Source organism: Stenotrophomonas sp. TWI1149 (genome assembly GCF_039673155.1).
GTDB lineage: Bacteria > Pseudomonadota > Gammaproteobacteria > Xanthomonadales > Xanthomonadaceae > Stenotrophomonas > Stenotrophomonas maltophilia_AA.
Genome location: NZ_JBDJLB010000020.1, coordinates 1 through 18363 on the forward strand (window position 1 = coordinate 1; position 18363 = coordinate 18363).

At 68.0% G+C, this 18363-nt stretch carries 15 protein-coding genes; 6 read left to right on the plus strand and 9 right to left on the minus strand.

Features of this window, described 5'->3' with window-relative positions; translation table 11 throughout:
• Nucleotides 1–141 precede the first annotated feature (141 nt).
• On the minus strand, nt 142–489 hold the full coding sequence (locus tag ABE424_RS18680; protein WP_346492173.1) for a Rieske (2Fe-2S) protein: 348 nt from the start codon (nt 487–489) through the stop codon (nt 142–144).
• A gap of 179 nt (nt 490–668) precedes the next feature.
• On the opposite strand from ABE424_RS18680, the gene ABE424_RS18685 reads away from it, so the two are divergent.
• The 4 genes from ABE424_RS18685 (at nt 669) to ABE424_RS18700 (ending at nt 3870) form a co-directional block, all read left to right on the plus strand.
• Complete coding sequence (locus ABE424_RS18685) at nt 669–944, plus strand: hypothetical protein (protein WP_176988368.1); 276 nt, start codon at nt 669–671, stop codon at nt 942–944.
• Between the two features lie 108 nt (nt 945–1052).
• Entirely contained in the window at nt 1053–1760 is a 708-nt protein-coding gene (locus ABE424_RS18690; RefSeq protein ID WP_346479764.1) for a fumarylacetoacetate hydrolase family protein, read from the plus strand.
• A gap of 57 nt (nt 1761–1817) precedes the next feature.
• Entirely contained in the window at nt 1818–2231 is a 414-nt protein-coding gene (gene mscL / locus ABE424_RS18695; protein WP_346492172.1) for a large-conductance mechanosensitive channel protein MscL, read from the plus strand.
• Between the two features lie 217 nt (nt 2232–2448).
• On the plus strand, nt 2449–3870 hold the full coding sequence (locus tag ABE424_RS18700) for a M28 family peptidase (protein WP_346491693.1): 1422 nt from the start codon (nt 2449–2451) through the stop codon (nt 3868–3870).
• A gap of 343 nt (nt 3871–4213) precedes the next feature.
• Here ABE424_RS18700 and ABE424_RS18705 read toward each other — a convergent pair whose 3' ends face one another.
• From ABE424_RS18705 to ABE424_RS18735, 7 genes are all read right to left on the minus strand, one after another.
• Complete coding sequence (locus ABE424_RS18705) at nt 4214–4993, minus strand: TrmH family RNA methyltransferase (RefSeq protein ID WP_346479265.1); 780 nt, start codon at nt 4991–4993, stop codon at nt 4214–4216.
• A gap of 52 nt (nt 4994–5045) precedes the next feature.
• A complete protein-coding gene (locus ABE424_RS18710) occupies nt 5046–6563 on the minus strand; it encodes an alanine/glycine:cation symporter family protein (protein WP_176988364.1) in 1518 nt (505 codons plus the stop codon).
• A gap of 129 nt (nt 6564–6692) precedes the next feature.
• Nucleotides 6693–9818 (minus strand): efflux RND transporter permease subunit, encoded by a 3126-nt coding sequence (locus ABE424_RS18715; protein ID WP_176988363.1) that lies wholly within the window; start codon nt 9816–9818, stop codon nt 6693–6695.
• Nucleotides 9815–10903 (minus strand): efflux RND transporter periplasmic adaptor subunit, encoded by a 1089-nt coding sequence (locus tag ABE424_RS18720; protein ID WP_346491692.1) that lies wholly within the window; start codon nt 10901–10903, stop codon nt 9815–9817. The genes ABE424_RS18715 and ABE424_RS18720 overlap by 4 nt, the downstream gene beginning before the upstream one ends.
• Before the next feature lie 248 nt (nt 10904–11151).
• Nucleotides 11152–13209 (minus strand): TonB-dependent copper receptor, encoded by a 2058-nt coding sequence (locus tag ABE424_RS18725; RefSeq protein WP_346491691.1) that lies wholly within the window; start codon nt 13207–13209, stop codon nt 11152–11154.
• Between the two features lie 70 nt (nt 13210–13279).
• Nucleotides 13280–13738, minus strand: a complete 459-nt coding sequence (locus tag ABE424_RS18730) for a DUF2946 family protein (RefSeq protein ID WP_346491690.1) — start codon at nt 13736–13738, stop codon at nt 13280–13282.
• A gap of 183 nt (nt 13739–13921) precedes the next feature.
• Nucleotides 13922–14905 carry a LysR family transcriptional regulator gene (locus ABE424_RS18735; protein ID WP_176988360.1) on the minus strand — a complete coding sequence of 328 codons (984 nt, stop codon included), beginning with the start codon at nt 14903–14905 and terminating at the stop codon, nt 13922–13924.
• A gap of 237 nt (nt 14906–15142) precedes the next feature.
• Here ABE424_RS18735 and cysK point away from each other — a divergent pair, with 237 nt between their 5' ends.
• Together cysK and ABE424_RS18745 are read left to right on the plus strand one after the other, a co-directional pair.
• Entirely contained in the window at nt 15143–16102 is a 960-nt protein-coding gene (gene cysK, locus ABE424_RS18740; RefSeq protein WP_019183911.1) for a cysteine synthase A, read from the plus strand.
• A 238-nt stretch (nt 16103–16340) separates the two neighbouring features.
• The gene (locus ABE424_RS18745; RefSeq protein ID WP_346491689.1) at nt 16341–16940 is read left to right on the plus strand and encodes an O-acetyl-ADP-ribose deacetylase; all 600 of its coding nucleotides are present in this window, start codon (nt 16341–16343) and stop codon (nt 16938–16940) included.
• Between the two features lie 4 nt (nt 16941–16944).
• Here ABE424_RS18745 and ABE424_RS18750 read toward each other — a convergent pair whose 3' ends face one another.
• Entirely contained in the window at nt 16945–18261 is a 1317-nt protein-coding gene (locus ABE424_RS18750; RefSeq protein ID WP_346479225.1) for a M1 family metallopeptidase, read from the minus strand.
• Between the last annotated feature and the right edge of the window lie 102 nt (nt 18262–18363).

The following is an 18363-nucleotide window of genomic DNA, read 5'->3' on the forward strand; positions in this document are numbered from 1 at the left end:
CCGCTGGCCGGCTCCACGTACGGTTGGCCGTCAAGAGCAGCCGGCCAGCGGCCGGCACTACCGGTCGGGTGCGACCGACACCGGGGGCGTAGCGACCAACGCTCGCTACCTACCGGTGGGTTGGCGACCTGCCGGTCGTTGTCACGCCAACCAGACCTGGCCGTCGCGCACCTGCACGGGGACCGTGCGCAGGCGATCGCCGCGGCACGGGCCGGCCACGCAGTCGCCGTTGTCCAGCGAGAACGAGGCGCCATGCGCCGCGCAGACGAGGTGCCCTTCCCTGCTTTTCAGGAACTGCCCCGGCGCCCAGTCCAATCGACGGCCCGCGTGCGGGCAGATGTTCAGCCACGCGCGCACCTGGTCACCCTCGCGGTACAGCACCACCGATTCGCTGTAGCCGTCGATACGCACGTCGGTTTCGGCAAATCCCCCGTCCGCCAAGGCGTCCAGGGCGATGAGGGCGGTGGTGGTGGTCTCGGGAACGGACATGGCATCCAGGTAACGGGCAGTGGAGGGACAGTGTCTCACGCACTCATGTCACTGGCTCCCGGATGAATACAAGTCATTGATTTGCAATGAACGCGCGGTACGTTTAACGACTTTTTCACTCAATGACAAAAGCCAGCACGGATACTCATCCACTGCTGACCTCAGCCAAAAAGAGTGCCATGTACAGCCGCTTCTTCCAGTTCAACCAATTCCGCACCCTGTTCGCGCCGCGCAAGCCGCGCCATCCGCTGGTGCGCGTCGCGGTCGGTCTGTTGGGCCTGGCGATCCTGGCCGCGCTGGTGTTCGTCGGTGTGTTCGTGGGCGCGGCGATGATCATCGCCGGCCTGGCATGGAAGCTGCTCGCCCAGCGCAAGAGTGCGCGCACCGCTCCGTCGCAGGTCGTGGACGGTGAATACCGCGTGGTCCGCAAGCAGGCCTTGCCGATGTCGCGTTGATCGACGCGCTTCCCTCCTGATGACGGCCGCGCCCTGCGCGGCCGTTTCTGTTTGTGGGACCGGAAAAACGCTCTAGACTGCGGCGAAACCTCTCCACAGGACGCACGCATGACCGATGTAATCCCCCCGCCCGAGCAGCCCCGCATTCCGGTCGCCGGTGGCGGTACGTTTCCGGTGCGTCGCATCTACTGTGTCGGCCGCAACTTCGCCGATCACGCGCGCGAAATGGGTGCAGCGGTGCCGTCTGCCGATGATCGCGGCCGCCCGATGTTCTTCAGCAAGCCGGCCGATGCGATCGTGGTCGGCCATGACGATGTGATCCCCTACCCGCTCGCCACCCAGGACCTGCACCACGAGGTGGAGCTGGTGGTGGCGATCGGCAAGGACGCGCCCGCCGGCGAGCTGCCGGTCGACCAGGCCGAGGCGCTGGTGTTCGGTTATGGCGTCGGCCTGGACCTGACCCGCCGCGACCTGCAGGCGCAGGCCAAGGCCAAGGGCCATCCATGGGATCCGGCCAAGGGCTTCGATCAGTCCGCCCCGGTCAGCGAGCTGGTGCCGGCCGGCGAAGTCGGCGATCTGGCCGCGCTGAACCTGTCGCTGGAGATCAATGGCGAAGTGCGCCAACAGTCGCTGCTGGACCAGATGATCTGGAACGTGCCGGAAATCCTGCACGAACTGTCCAAGCTGTGGGCGCTGCGCGCGGGCGATCTGGTGTTCATGGGCACGCCATCGGGCGTGGCCGCGTTGAAGCCGGGCGACCGTTTCAGCGCGCGCCTGGAAAACGTGGCCGAGCGCCACGGCGTCATCGCCGGATGACAATGGCTGCGTTACGCTGCGGCGTCATTTGATTCCCCACTACGACAGGAGAGCCCGATGGGTGTACTGACTGAGTTCAAAGAATTTGCCATGCGTGGCAACGTCATCGACCTGGCGGTCGGTGTGGTCATCGGTGCGGCGTTCGGCAAGATCGTCACCGCGCTGGTGGACAAGATCATCATGCCGCCGCTGGGCTGGATGATCGGCCGCGTGGACTTCTCAGAGCTGGCCTGGACCCTGGCCCCGGCCCGGATCGCCGCAGATGGCAAGGAGATTCCGGCGGTGGTGGTCGGCTACGGCGACTTCCTCAACACCGTGGTGCAGTTCGTGATCGTGGCCTTCGCGATCTTCATGGTCGTGAAGTTCATCAACCGCCTCGCTCGCAAGAAGCAGGCCGAGCCGGCCGCCCCGGCGGCGCCGAGCGAAGAAGTGCTGCTGCTGCGCGAAATCCGCGACAACCTGAAGCACTGAGGCAGCGACACCGGTAGTGCCGGCCGCTGGCCGGCTCCACGGATATCCTGCATCGCGCGGAGCCGGCCAGCGGCCGGCACTCCCCATCGAAAGCCCCGCTCCGGCGGGGTTTTCGCTTTTGGAAAACAGCATTCGCCGGAGCATGACCTACCGCCCATGTGCGCGCCGGACAGGCTGGTAAGCTCGGACGCTTCCGCCCCGTTTCCGGAGTTCGTCCATGCGTCGCCGCGTCCTTGCCATCGCATCTTCCCTCGCCCTGCTGGCCGCGCCCGCGTTCGCGGCGACGGGTATCACCACGCTGCCGCCGAAGTCGCTGGCCACCGCCGCCGAGCTGCGTGAACAGGCCCTCAAGGACGACACCGGCTGGAAGGTGGTCGAGTCGCTGACCACCGAAATCGGCCCGCGCATCGCCGGCAGCGAGGCCGACGCGCGCGCGGTGGCCTGGGCGGTCGCCAAGTTCAGATCGCTCGGCTTCGACAAGGTCTGGACCGAGCCGGTCACCTTCCCCAAGTGGGAGCGCCGCAGCGAGCATGCCGCGGTGATCGGCAAGCATGCCCAGCCGCTGGCCATCACCGCCCTCGGCGGCAGCCCGGGCGGCACGGTCGAGGCCGAGGTGGTGCGTTTCGCCGATCTGGCCGCGCTGCAGGCCGCGCCGGAAGGTTCGCTGAAGGGCAAGATCGCCTTCGTCGATTACCAGATGACCGCCTACCGCGATGGCCGCGACTACGGCAACGGCGGCGCGGTGCGCAGCAAGGGGCCGTCCGAGGCGATACGCAAGGGTGCGATCGGCTTCGTGATGCGCTCGGCCGGTACCGACTCGCATCGCGTGCCGCACACCGGCATCACCCGCTTCGATGACGGCCTGACCCCGGTGCCGGCCGCCGCGCTGTCGGTGCCGGACGCCAACCAGCTGGCGCGCCTGGTCGCGCTGGGCAGCACCACGCTCAGGCTCAGCCTGGATTGCGGCTGGGACGGCAAGGCGACCTCGTACAACGTGATCGGCGAGATCACCGGGCGCAGCCTGCCCAAGGAAGTGGTGGTGATCGGCGGCCATCTCGATTCCTGGGACCTGGGCACCGGCGCGGTCGATGACGGCGCCGGCGTGGGCATCACCATGGCCGCCGGCCATCTGATCGGCCAGCTCAAACAGGCGCCGAAGCGCACCATCCGCGTGATCGCCTTCGCCAACGAGGAGCAGGGCCTGTACGGCGGCAAGGCGTACGCCGAAGCGCACGCCAAGGATGTGGTGCTGCACCAGCTCGCGGCCGAGAGCGATTTCGGCGCGGGCCGCATCTACGCCTTCAACACCGGCTCACCGAACCCGGCCAACTCGCGCGAGGCCACCCGCCAGATCGCCGAGGTGCTCAAGCCGCTTGGCATCGCCTACGCCGCTGACAAGGGCGGCCCGGGCCCGGACGTGGGTCCGCTGGCAGCCAAGGGCGGCGCGTGGGCGTGGCTGGCACAGGATGGCAGCGACTACTTCCACCTGCACCACACTGCCGACGACACGCTCGACAAGATCGACCCGGCCGCACTGGCGCAGAACGTAGCGGCGTATACCGTGTTCGCCTATCTCGCCGCCGAAGCCGAGGGCAGCTTCGGCAGCGAAGCCAAGCCGACCACGCCGCCGAGCGAGTAATCCCAACAGGCAGGTACCTGACGTTGGCAAATGGTAGGTACCGACCGTTGGTCGGTACAAAAAAAAGCCCGGTCGCATTGCGACCGGGCTACCGGGATAACGTCACACCCCACGCGGTGAGCGCCGCTAGACCTTCGCGGTCCGGACAAGCGGATCGCCGCGCTGCGGGGGTGTCTCTCCTCACCCACGCAGCACAGCGTCCACCCGGCACTGTGCGCAGTTTTCACTGCGTGCACTATGCGATTAATCCGAAAGCGATGTAGTCACGACGATTTCGGTGAAACCGATCACACCGTGGGTGGCGCGAATGACGCCGCGCTCTCCCCGAAAACGCACGCACGGCTCAGACGCGACTGCGTCCGAACCACTGCGCCAGCAACACTGCCGTCGCCGAGGCGACGTTGAGGCTTTCCACCGCACCCGTGCCCGGGATGGACACCTGGTGGTCGCACGCCTGCGCCAGCTCGCGATCCATGCCTTCGCCTTCGGCGCCCATCACGTAGACCAGTCGCGCCGGCAGCGTGCTGGCAAACAGATCATCGCCGCCCTCCACCAGCGTGGCGGCCAGGCTCAAGCCGGCGGCACGCAGCTGCTCCATCGCTTCGGGCAGTGCCGGCAGCCGCACCAGCGGTACCGATTCGGCGCCCCCTTCGGCCACGCGCGCGGCGGCACCGGACAACGCCAATGTCGCGCCCGGCGGCAGCAGCAGCCCGGCCACACCGAAATGCGCGGCCGAGCGCAGGATCGCGCCGAAGTTGTGCGGATTGCCCACGCCATCCAGCCACAGCGCCAGCACCGGCGCGTCGGCGGGCAGCGTGGCCAACCACTCCTCCAGCTCCAGCATCGGCGCGCGCAGCACGTCGGCGACCAGGCCTTCGTGATGCGTGGTCGCGGCGAGCTTGTTCAGATCGCCGTCTTCCACCACGCGGTAACCGACGCGGTTGGCGACGCACCACTTCAGCACCGGCTGCATGCGCGGGATCAGCGCCTCGGTCAGGTACAGCTTGCGCAGCGCCTGCGGGCGATGCTCGAACAGGGCCTGCACGGCATTCCAGCCGTACAGGCGCAGCTCGTCGTTGCCACGGCCGGGCGGCGGCGGCGTGCCACCTTCGCGGGGCGGCAGCGGCGTGGCGCGCGGCGGCCGCGAAGACGGACGGCGCGCATTCTTCCAGGGATCATTCACTACGGGACAGCTCCAGCTTGCGGGTACGCCAGAAATCGGCGTTCTTGATGCCCAGGGCATCGGGGTCGAAGGTCGGATCCAGGCCGAGCTTCTTTTGACGCTCATAGTCGCGCAGGGCCAGCATCGCCGGCTTCTGCACGATCAGGATCGCGATGATGTTCAACCAGGCCATCAGGCCCACGCCGATGTCGCCCAGCGCCCACGCCATGCCGGCATTGTGGAACGCACCGAAGATCACCATGCCGATGATGCCCAGGCGCAGCAGCAGTACGGTCAGCGGACGCTTGGCGTTGTTGTTGACATAGGTCAGGTTGGTTTCGGCCATGTAGTAATAGGCCATGATCGTGGTGAAGGCGAAGAAGAAGATCGCGATCGCCACGAAGGCCGCGCCGAAGCCCGGAATGACGGTTTCCACTGCGGCCTGCGCATAGCCAGCGCCTTCAGCCACACCGGCCAGGCCGGCGAACACGGGGGCGCCGCCCGGCACCGGCGAATACACGTTGTAGGTGCCCGCGGCCAGGATCAGGAAGGCGGTGGCGGTGCACACCATCATGGTGTCGAAGTAGATCGCGAAGGCCTGCACGTAGCCCTGCTTGGCCGGATGCGAGACCTCCGACGCGGCCGCCGCGTGCGGGCCGGTACCCTGGCCGGCCTCGTTGGCGTAGATGCCGCGCTTGACGCCCCACTCCACCGCCAGGCCCATCATCGCGCCGAAGGCCGCATGCGCACCGAAGGCGCTGCTGAACACCGTGCGGAACATGTCCGGCACGCGGTCGTAGTTGATGATCATGATGACGATCGCCATCAGGATGAAGGCCGCCGCCATGAACGGCACCACCACCTCGGCGAAGTTGGCGATGCGCTTGACGCCGCCGAAGATCACCACCGACAGCAGCAGCGCGACCACGATGCCGATGCCCAGCTTGAGCGCCTGCACCGATTCCAGCCCCATGAACTGGCCATCCAGCGGCCCGCACAGGCTGCCGCCGCGGCAGGCGTTGATGATGCTGTCGGCGATGGCATTGGCCTGCACGCCCGGCATCAGGAAGCCGGCGGCGATGATGGTCGCCACGGCAAACGCCAGCGCGTACCACTTCAGGCCCATGGCCTTTTCGATGTAATACGCCGGGCCACCGCGGTAGCGGCCTTCGGCATCCTTGGTCTTGTAGATCTGCGCCAGGGTGCATTCCACGTACGACGTGGAAGCACCGAGGAAGCCCATCACCCACATCCAGAAGATCGCACCGGGGCCGCCAAAGGCGATCGCGGTGGCCACGCCGGCGATGTTGCCGATGCCCATGCGCCCGGCCATGGACATGGCCAGCGCCTGGAACGAGGACACGCCCGCGTCGGATTTCTCACCCTGCACGGTCAGCCGGCACATCTCCACGAAACCGCGGATCTGCATGAAACGGGTGCGGGCGCTGAAGTACAGGCCTGCGGCAAGACACAGGAAGATCAGAGCTTTGCTCCAGATGATCCCGTTGATGAAACTGACTACTTCTTCCACGCGCTCTCTCCAGTCGGCGGAAACAAAAGGAACGTCCCCGTCGGCTGGGACCCGGTCGATTCTCCACGATCCGCGCCGGGCTGCGTAGTGGCAATTTCGATGAATGGGCGACAATGCCGCCCATTCCGCTCAGGCATGGCCGCCCACGGAGGGGGTTTCGGCTTCCTGGCGGGCCAGTTCGCGCGCCACGGCTTCCGGCGAACGCGTATACGGCGCCAGCAGCGAGTAGAACGCCGGCACCACGAACAGCGACAGGAAGGTGGACACGGTCACGCCGAAGATCACCACCACGCCGATCGTGCCGCGGCTGGCCGAGCCGGGACCCCCGGCCACCACCAGCGGGATCGCACCGACCACGGTGGCGATGGAGGTCATCAGGATCGGGCGCAGGCGCACCATCGCCGATTCGACGATGGCCTGGTGCACGTTGCGGCCCTCGTCGCGCAGCTGGTTGGCGAACTCCACGATCAGGATGCCGTTCTTGGCCGCCAGGCCGACCAGCATCACGATGCCGATCTGGCTGAACAGGTTGATCGTACCGCCGCTGACATACAGCCCCAGCAGCGCCCCGAGCACGCCCAGCGGCACGGTGAGCATGATCACCAGCGGATGGATGAAGCTCTCGAACTGCGCGGCCAGCACCAGGAACACCACCAGCAGGGCCATCGCGAAGGTCAGCAGCACGGCGCTGCCGGCGTTCTGGTACTCGCGCGATTCGCCCTTCCAGCTGACCTGCGCGTGCTGCGGCAGCTCCTCGCTGGCCACCTGCTGGGCCCAGGCGATCGCCTCGCCCAGCGGATAGCCCGGGGCCAGGCCGGCGTTGATGGTGATCGAGCGCAGGCGGTTGAAGCGGTTGAGGCTGCCGGCTTCGGCCACTTCGCTGAGCGTGACCAGGTTGGACAGCGGCACCAGCTCGCCACCACTGGCGCGCACCCGGATCGCGGCCAGATCGGCCGGCGAGGCGCGCCCTTCGCGGCCGGCCTGGACCAGCACGTCGTACTCCTCGCCGTTGTCGACGAAGGTGGTGACGCGGCGCGAGCCCATCATGGTTTCCAGCGCGCTGCCGATCGCGGTGACCGACACGCCCAGATCGGCCGCACGCTGGCGGTCGATGTTCACGCGCATCTGCGGGCGGGTTTCCTTGTAGTCCGAGTCCGCGCCGACCAGGCCGGGGTTGTCGGCCATGCGCAGCAGCATGCGGTCACGCCACTGTGCGATTTCTTCGTACTCCGGGCCACCGAGCACGATCTGGAACGGCTGGCCCTGGCTGCGGACCAGGCCGCCACCGACCTGGGTGCGCACGCGCACGCCACGCAGATCGTTGAGGTGGGTCTGCAGTTCGGATGCCACATCCGGCGTGGAGACGTCGCGCTGGCGCCACGGCTGCAGGAACACGCTGATGCGACCGGTGTGCATTTCCTCGCTGGCGCCGAAGCCGCCGGGCACGCGCGGGTTGGCGCGCACGATCGGCTGGTCTTCACCGACGAAGCCGGACACGATCTTCTCGACCTGCTGGACCTGGCCGACGGTGTAGTCGAAACCAGCGCCTTCCGGGCCATCGATCATGATCTGGAACGAGCCGCGGTCTTCGGCCGGGGCCAGTTCCGAGGGCAGCACCTTGAGCAGCAGCGCGCTGGCCAGCAGCGACAGGATCATCACCACGATGTAGATCCAGGTGCGGGTCACGTGCGCTTCCAGGAAGCGCCCGTAGGCCGCCGACAGGCGATCCAGATTGCGGTTGATCACCCCGTGCAGGCCCTTCGGTGCCTGGCCGGTATGCGGCTTGAGCAGCTTGGAGGCCATCATCGGGGTCAGCGTCAGCGACACGAACGCCGACAGCGCCACCGCCGCGGCCAATGCCACGGCCAGCTCGCGGAACAGCCGACCGGTATTGCCTTCCAGGAAGCCGACCGGCAGGAACACCGCGACCAGCACCGCCGTGGTGGCGATCACCGCGAACGCCACCTGCGTGGTGCCGCGCTTGGAGGCGACCAGCGGCGGCTCGCCCAGATCGATGCGGCGCTGCACGTTCTCGACCACGACAATGGCGTCATCCACCACCAGGCCGATACACAGCACCAGCGCGAGCAGGGTCAGCAGGTTGATCGAGAAACCGAACGCATACAGCGCGATGAAGGCGGCGATCAGACACACCGGCACCGTCACCGCGGGAATCAGGGCCGCGCGGAAGCTGCCCAGGAACAGCCAGATCACCGCCAGCACCAGCAGCATCGCCTCCACCAGCGTGGCGTAGACGCGATCGACGGCAGCCTCGATGAAGGTGGTGTTGTCGAAGGCGACGAAGATGCGCGTGCCTTCCGGCAGCGTGCTGCTGATCCGCTCGGCTTCGGCGCGCGCTTCGCGGGCGACATCCAGCGCGTTGGCGGTAGAGGTCTTGACGATGCCCAGGCCGATGTTCGGCTCGCCGTTGCTGCGGTAGTAGGCGCGGCGTTCGGACGAGGCCAGTTCGATCTTGGCCACATCGCCCATGCGCACCACGTAGCCGTCGGCGCCCTTGCCCAGCGGGATCCCGGCGAAGTCTTCGGGTTTGACGTAGTTGCGCTCCACGCGCAGGGTGAAATCGCGGTCGGCCGATTCGATCCGGCCGGCCGGCAGTTCGACGTTCTCGTTGCGCAGCGCGCTTTCCACGTCGCCCACGGTCAGGCCGCGCGCGGCGAGCTGGTCGCGGTCCAGCCAGATCCGCATCGCATAGCGCTGGCGGCCGCCGATGCGCACCTGCGCCACGCCATCCAGGCTGGAGAAACGGTCGACGATGTAGCGGTCGGCGTAGTCGCTCAGCTCCAGCGTGTCCATCGAGGTCGAGCTCATGTTGAGCCAGATGATGGGATCGGCGTCGCTCTCGACCTTGGCGATTTCCGGCGGCCGCGCCTCTTCGGGCATGCGATCGGCGACGCGGCTGACCGCATCGCGCACGTCGTTGGCGGCCGCTTCGATATCGCGGTTTGAGGTGAACTCGATGCTGACCTGCGAGCGCCCGTTGGAGCTGCGCGCGTTGATCGTGTCGATGCCTTCGATGCCGGCCAGGGCATCTTCCAGCACCTGGGTGATACGGCTCTCGATGACCGCCGCGGAGGCACCGGTGTAATCCACCGAGACCGACACGATCGGTGGATCGATGGCAGGCAGCTCACGCAGGGTCAGGCGGGTGAACGACATGAAGCCCAGCACGACCAGCAGCAGGCTCATCACCACGGCGAACACCGGCCGCTGGATGGAAACGTCGGAGAGTTTCATCCGGCGGCATCCGGTTCGACCGTCGTCGGTGCCGCCGGCCTGACCGGTGCAGCCTCCTCGGCCTGGATCTTCAGGCCCGGGCGCAGCTTGCCGGTGCCGTCCACCACGATGCGGTCACCGGCGGTGAGGCCGTCGCGGATTTCGACCACGCCACTGCGACGCGCGCCGGCGGTGATGTCCACCCGCTCCACGGTGTCGTCCTTGGCAACCCGGAACACATAGGAATCGCGCCCGACCTGGACCACCGCGATCTCGGGGATCACCAGCGCCTGGCGCTCGGGGCGGAACATGCGCACATCCAGCAGCATGCCCGGGCGCAGGGCGTGATCGGCGTTGATGAAGTCGGCGCGCACGGTGACCGCGCGCGTGCCCGGATCAACGCGCGTATCGATGGTGGCGACCTGGCCTTCGAAGTTGCGGCCTGGATAGGCCACGCTGGTCGCGTTGACCTTGTCGCCGGTGCTCAGCGAGGCCAGCTCGGCTTCGGGCACCTGGAAGTCCACGTGCATGCGCTCGATGTCGTCCAGCGTGGTGATCGCGGTGCTCGGGGTGACCAGCGAACCGGCACTGACCTGGCGGATGCCGAGCACGCCGGCGAACGGCGCGCGCACGCGGCGATCACCGATATCCGACTGCATCTCACGCACGCGTGCATCGGCGGCATCGCGGATGGCGCGCTGCGTATCCAGGGTGGAGCTGGCCACCAGCTGCTGGGCGGCGAGTTCGCGCTGGCGCTTGTACAGCTGGTCCGCTTCCAGGAACGTCGCCTGGGCCTGCAGCAGGGCCGCTTCCTGGGCCTGGCCGCGCAGGGTCACCAACGGGGTACCGGCACTGACCTGCTGGCCACTCTCGAAGTGGACCGTCTCGATGATTTCGCTGACCTTGGCGGTGATCGTCACCGACTCGCGCGCCTTGGCCGTGCCCAGCGCCTGCAGGGTGTCGCTCCATGCCGAGGTCTGCACCACCTGGGTGGTGACCGGTACGGCGTCTGCCTGCCGGCGAGCGGCCTCGTCTTTACTGCCACACCCTGCCAATGCGACCAAGGCGATGCCAGCGGCGAAGCGCGCTGCGATGCGTCCCAACATGTAATGCAATCCCGGTTGTTTCTCGACCGCCGAGTGTATAGAGGGGTCGAGCCGGGGCATATGTGCCAAGCGTTTACCGGGGTCTTCACATCTTCCGGTGACGGGCGAAAGCCCTTTCGTGCTGGGAGGCAGCAGGCGTGTATCGCCATGTATCGGCGCATGTCGAAGTGCGCGCCACCGTGCTGCCCTGTCGTGGCTGGCGCATCAGGCGCCGGGCGAGGCATGGACGCCCCGCCCGGCCGTCATGCTCAGTACCGATAGTTCACTTTGAGCCAGGCAGTGCGGCCGGGCTCGTTGATCCGCACCGGATCGGCCGGGAAGCCGAAATCGGCGCTGCCGGCGAGGTTCAGGTGCTCGCTGTAGGCGCGGTCGAACACGTTGTCGACACCGGCACTGAGCAGCAGCGCCGCGTTGAACCGGTAGCTGGCGTTCAAGGCCACGGTGGCGAAGCCGGCGCTGGGCCCCAGATCGCGGGCGACCACGTTGCCCTGCCCTGCGGCGACCCGCCCCTGGCGGGAGACCGCACGCGCCAGCGCACCGAGGGTCCAGCGCTCGCCTTCCCACGCCGTGCTGAGCCGGGCTTCCAGCGGCGGCATCTGCGGCAGCGCGCGGCCGTCGCTGCGGTTCTCGCCCCAGGCATAGGCCAGCGTGCCGCCGAGTTTCCACTGCTGCGCCAACTGCCACTCCGCGCCCGCCTCGGCGCCGGCAATGCGCGCATCCACATTGCTGGCCTGGCTGGTGCTGCCCATCATGCCGCCGTCGCGGTAGGTGAAGAGGATGTAGTCCTGGATGCGCCCGGCATAGGCCGAGACCCAGGCATTGAGGCGATCGGTTCGGTACTGCAGGCCGAGATCGAGCTGGGTGGTCTGTTCCGGCTGCACGCCAGTGAACGCATTCACCGCGCCGGCGGGGCCGAGGTCCGGCGAAAACAGCTCCCAGTAGTCGGGCATGCGCTCGCTGTGGCCGACACCCGCGTACCAGGTCAGGGCGGGCGCGATGTCACGCTCGAAGCGGACGAAGCCGCTGCCCAGGTTCTCGCGGCGGGTCTGCCCGGCGGTGGGATTGGGCATCGCCATCATGCCGCTGGTGGCGCGCGCGTCCTTCACCTCGGCACGGTCCATGCGCAGGCCCCCCACCCAACGCTGTGCGGTGCCCTCGCCCAGGGTGATCTCGGTGAACGCGCCGAGGTTTTCGAAGCGCGCGTCCGTGCGCCACGGCTGCTGCCGGTACACATTGCGCCCCATTCCATTGCGGCTGCGGTGACGGCTGTCCTGCGCGTCCACGCCGGCCACGATGGCGATGTCCTGCCAGCGCCATTCCGAGGCGATACGGCCACCGGTGGTGCGGCGATCGACGTTGGACGCCATCGGCATCGGCATGCTGCTGGCCGGGTTCGGCGTGCGCAGCGTGTAATTGTCCATCACGTGGTCGGCGTCGTTGTAGTACAGGTTCGCCTGCAGCTTGTCCCATGCACCCGGCAGGTTGTCCTTTTCGAAACGAGCGGCGTAACTGGTGCGCTTGAACGAGGCGCCGTCCATGCCACGACCGGCATAGCGCGCGATCGCATCGCCGGTGCCGGCCGAGAGTTCCAGCACGGTATCGGCATCGGGCGTCCAGCCGACGGCCACGTCGCTGTTCCACTTGCGCCACCTGGAGGGGACCACGTCGCCGTTGCCGTCCTTGTAGTCATCCGATTCGGAGCGGTTGCCGTTGACGCGTACATAGCCCGGCGAGGCGCCGGCAGTGAGGTCGAGCACCTGGTCGTTGCGGTTGCGCGAGCCGACCAGCGCGCTGGCGTTGATGTCCATGCCCGGCTGGTCGAAGCGCGGCGTATCGCGCTCGAAGCGCACCGTGCCCGCGGAAGCACCGGCACCCCAGCGCACGCTCTGCGGCCCCTTGATGATGGTCAGCCGATCGAAGGTTTCCGGCGCGATGTAGGACAGCGGGTTGTCCATCCGCGAGGGGCACGCACCGATCAGATTGCCTTCGTTGCTGACGATGTTCAGGCGCGAGCCGAACATGCCGCGCAGCACCGGATCGCCGTTGGTGCCGCCGTTGCGAATCGCGGAAAAGCCGGGAACCGTCTTCAGATAGTCGGCGCCATCGCTGGCCGGGACCGGCTGCCGCGGCAGGCGCGGATCGGTGACCCAGCGCAGTGGCGAGGACGGCGCGGAGGCGGTGACGACCAGCGTATCGAGGGTGCGGGCGTCGTCGGCGGCGGCCTGCAGCGGCAACGCGACCAGGGCCAGCGACAGGGAAACAGACAGGCGCGTCAGTGCGCCCGCGCTGCGGGAAGAAACGTTCATGGTGGAACTCCAGAAAAGCACGCAGGCACGCGTCGCCATCACGGCGACACGGGCAGGAAGGGCGGTGGCTTCAGGAGATCGCGGGCGGGCCGCGGGCGGCGTGGGCCGGCCAGCGCAGGCTGCGGGGCGTGGGCACGGCGCGCAGGACGCGCGGTGCGATGACCGGCATCGCGGGCAACAACAGGATCAGGACCGCCAGCCACGGCATCAGGCGCGAGGCCATCATGCAGTATTCGCAGGCGTCACCATGCCCGGCGTGCTCGCTCATCGGCGTGTGCTGCATGTCGCCGTGCTGCATGTCGCCGTGCTGCATGGCGTGATGTTGCCCGTCGTGCTGCGGCATGCCGTGCCCGGCGTGGGCATCCGGCAGCGCCGGCAGCGCGTGGGTCATGCCGGTCGGCATCAGCATCACCGGTGCCTCGGCATGGGCCTGCTGCCAGCGGCTGACCAGCGGCGCCAGCGCCATCAGCAACGTCGCCACGAAGGCAAGCTGCAGAAAGACGGCATACGGGCGACGGCGGACGTTCACCCCGTCATGGTAGCGCCCCACCGTTGGCAGGGCAGCCCGACGCCCTGCGACCAACCGTCGCAGCGGCGCTTTCGAAGCGCCAACCGCCCCCTCACCCCCTCTGGAGAAAAGCCCCCTTCTGTTGAAGGGGGCGCGCCAACGGCGCGGGGTAGAGGTGGAATGCGCGGGCAGCCATCACCGTCGTTAGACGGTGATGGTCTGCGTCAACGATTCCCAGGTCGGCGGCAACGGCCAGTTGGCCTCCTGGTTGCCGTCGATCACCCGGCGCAGGTCGCGGGTGTCGATCTGCGGGGCCAGCACGTGCACCAGCTCCAGTGCATAGTCGCGCAGTACGCGGTCACGCGGCAGCACCGCCCAGGCGATGCACTCGTCGATCGGCGCCGGGGCCGGCCACGCGCGCAGGTCTTCATCACTGGCGTTGACCGCCATTTCCGCGAGCAGGCCGACGCCCAGGCCGGTGCGCACATAGGTCTTGATCAGGTCCGCATCGAGGGCGGTCAAGGCGATGTCCGGGCTCAGTCCGGCACTGGCGAAGGCGCGCTGCAGCGAAGAACTGCCGCGGGTGGAGGATTCGTAGCTGATCAGCGGATGGCTGGCCAGCGCCTGCAGGTCCGGCGCCGCACCCGGGCGATCCAGCGCGTGCCCGCGCGGCACCAGCACCAGCCGGCGCCAGCGGTACAGCGGAATGGCCAGGCCAGCCGTGGGCTCACCGCCGGCGGTGCTGATGATGGCGATGTCCGCATCGCCCTGGCTGAGCAGGTCCAGCGCATCGCTTTCAGCGGCCTGCTGCAGATGCACGCTGACCTGCGGGTAGGCCTGCTTGATCCGCGCCACCGCCGGCGGCAGTACGAAGCGCGCCTGGGTGTGCGTGGTGGTCAGCACCAGCTGGCCCTGGCTTTCGCGGCGCTGGTTGGCCGCATAGGTGCGGATGTTGTTGGCTTCGCCGAGGACGGCGCGGGCGCGGCCGATCACTTCCACGCCGGCCGGGGTCACCGCTTCCAGACTGCGGCCCTTGCGCACGAACAGCAGGAAGCCGAGTTCATCCTCCAGCTGCTTGAGCTGCTTGGACAGGCCGGGCTGGGTGGCGTGCACGCGGGACGCCGCCAGCGTGATGTTCAGCTCGGCGTCGGCGATGGCGACCAGGTAGCGAAGTTGGGTCAGCGTCATGGGCGGGCGATACGGCGCATGGAGAGGGGGCCATCCGACTGTAGGGCAAATGCCGTCACCAGCTTATAACCAAACGTTGTTTAAGAAGGTAATCAGGTCATTTCGCGCGGTCATATGCCAGCGGTACGGTCTGACCGACCCCGGGCCGGCCGCGACCAGGCGCCTGCCGCCGCCACCCGCCCGACCCTTCCCCGCCGCACGGCCCCCGGGCGGCAACGACTTCTCCGGAGCATCCCCATGGCCCTGTACGACTCCATCCTGGACACCATCGGCAACACCCCGGTGGTGCGCCTGCACCGCCTCGCCCCCGAGCACGTCACCCTCTATGCCAAGGTCGAGTCGTTCAACCCGGGCGGCTCGGTCAAGGACCGCCTCGCGCTGGCGATCATCCTCGACGCCGAAGCCAAGGGCCTGCTCAAGCCGGGCGACACCATCGTGGAGGCGACCTCCGGCAACACCGGCGTGGCCCTGGCGATGGTGGCGGCCGCGCGCGGCTACAAGTTCGTGGCCACGATGGTGGAGACCTTCTCGATCGAGCGCCGCAAGCTGATGCGCGCCTATGGCGCCAAGGTGATCCTGACCCCGGCCGCCGAGCGCGGCTCGGGCATGGTCCGCCGTGCGAAGGAACTGGCCGAGGAACACGGCTGGTTCCTGGCCAGCCAGTTCGCCAACCCGGCCAACCCCGCCTATCACCGCAACACCACGGCGCCGGAAATCCTGCGCGACTTCGCCGGCAAGCGGCTGGACTACTTCGTGACCGGCTGGGGCACCGGCGGCACCCTGACCGGCGTCGGCGAAGTGCTCAAGGTCGCGCGACCCGAGACCCGCATCGTCGCCACCGAGCCGGAAGGCGCCGCCCTGCTCAAGGGCGATGAGTGGAAGCCGCACAAGATCCAGGGCTGGACCCCGGACTTCGTGCCGGAAGTACTCAACCGCGGGGTCTACGATGAGCTGCTGACCATCGACGACGCGCGGGCGATCGAGACCTCGCGCCGGCTCGCTGCCGAGGAAGGCATCTTCGTGGGCATCTCGGCCGGCGCCACCGTCGCCAGCGCGCTGGACATCGCCGCCAAGGCCGCGCCGGGATCGGTGATCCTGGCGATGCTGCCCGACACCGGCGAGCGCTACTTCTCGACCCCGCTGTTCGCCGACATCAACGAAGGCTCCGACGACGACTGGCTGGCCGGTCTGCCCTGATCCCCGCGTTGGTCCGTATGAACGGAACGCCCGCCCTGACCGGCGGGCGTTCTGCTTGCTGGCGCTTCATCTGCGGTGAAGCGATCCGGCGGCATCGTGTGAAGGTCAGCCAGCGCTCGCCGGGTCGCACTGCCTGAGACGACGATGACGCAGCCTAGATGTCCTGCAGGTTACGGTGCAGGTCAGGCACGTCATTTCGTTGTATGGACCCGGTATCAGTACGTAAGGAGCGGTACGCATGAAGATCGAAGTGTGGCAGGGCGACATCACGACCCTGGCGGTGGATGCGATCGTCAATGCGGCCAACGAATCCCTGCTGGGCGGCGGTGGCGTGGACGGCGCGATCCATCGCGCGGCCGGCCCGCAGCTGCTCGAAGCCTGCCGCGCCCTGCCGGAGATCCGCCCCGGCATGCGCTGCCCGACCGGTGAGGTGCGCGAGACGCCCGCCTTCGCGCTGCCGGCCAGGCATGTGTTCCATACGGTCGGCCCGGTCTGGCAGGACGGTCTGCGCGACGAGCCGGCGCTGCTGGCCAACTGCTACTGGAAATCGCTGCAGCTGGCGGAGAAGCTCGAGTTGGAATCGATCGCGTTCCCGGCGATCAGCTGCGGGGTGTTCGGGTATCCGCTGCACCAGGCCGCCCACATCGCCGCCACCGAAACCCTGACCTGGCAGCGCTCGCACCGCCAGCCGCGCCGGATCATCCTGGTGGCCTACAACGCGGCGACGTACAAGGCCTACCAGTCGGCGCTGGCCGCGCTGGGTCAGCCGGTCGAACCGTCGACCTCGGCGATCTTCGCGCCGCTGGCGTTGGGAATGCCGCCGGCCGCCGCGCACTGACGCGTCAGCCCACGCCATAGACCCACTGCGCGAAGAACGGCTGCAGGGAGCGGCCGGCCGCTGCTTCCATCGCACGCTGGAAATCGACGGTCACCACCGAGCGTCCATCGTTGGCCCGCGTGTAATCACGGATGCCGCGCCAGAACGCGGCCTCGCCCATTTCGACGCGCAGCAGGTGCAGCACGTAGGCGCCCTTCTGGTACACCACCGCGCGGTCATCGCCGGTCGGCGCGTTCCAGTCCGCATACACCAGCGCGTGATCCGCCCCCTTGGCACGCAGCGCGTCCAGCCGCGTGCGCCAGATCGTCACCTGCGCCTGGTAGGCCGCCTCTCCCTGCGCCTGTTGGAGGTAAGCGGCGGTCATGAAGTTGGCCATGCCTTCGTTGAGCCAGAAGTGCTCCCAGCCGGCGCAGGTCACCCGGTTGCCCCACCACTGATGTGCGGCCTCGTGCGCCATCAACGCGGTCTGGCCGGGATCCTCCAGCAGTTGCTGGCCGTAGCGCTCGGACATCAGCGACAGCCCGGCCATTTCCTGCCCGATCGTGCGGGCCACCAGCGCCTGCTGATAGTCGCCGCGATACGGCAGGCCCGCGCGATCGGCGAAGAAATCGAGCATCCCGCCGGTGGCAGTGAACACGCGCTGCAGCTGCGCGGGCGACCGCTCCCTGGACAGGAACCGCAAGCCGATGGCGCCATGCTGCTGCGTCGCTTCCTGATAGCGCCCCGCCGTGAAGCCATAGACATACCCCGGCATCGGCGTCTCCAGCTGCCAGCGATGTTCGATGCGTCCATCGGGAAGCGTGCGCAGCGGCAGCGCGCGACCGGTGCCCGCAGCCAGCAGGCCCGCCGGCAAGGTCACGGACAGGTCCAGCGTGGCGCGCTCGTCGGGGGCATCCACCGAGGGCATCCACTGACTGGTCGAGAAGATCGTGTAGACCTCGTCGCGCTCGGGGGCGAACTCCAGGCCATACGGCGGTTCGCCGTGATAGCGGATCGTCACGCTGGCGGTGTCTCCCGTCGGAAGCGGTTCGGCCAGCGTGATCTGCACCTTCGCATCGTGCTGCGCGAAGGCCAGCGCGCGATCCCCCTGCATCACGGCCGTCACGGTGAGCGCGCCGCTGTCCAGCGTCACTGCACGCAGCTCCCGCTCGGCCCGGAACCGCAGCGTCTGCTGGCCGGTGACGCGCTTGTGGGCGATGTCCGGCACCAGCGCGACATCGTAGTGCAGCACATCGAAGCCACGCGGCGTCGATGCGTGCGCCGCTGCGCTTCCCAGCAGCAATGACACCCCACACAGCGAGATACAGAGACGAACGAACATGGGATCCATCCACGCGAAGGTGGTTCGCATCGTGCCAGAGCACGCGTGCGTCTGCGCACCGCTGTCTCCCGCAAACGAAAACGCCGGCACGAGGCCGGCGTT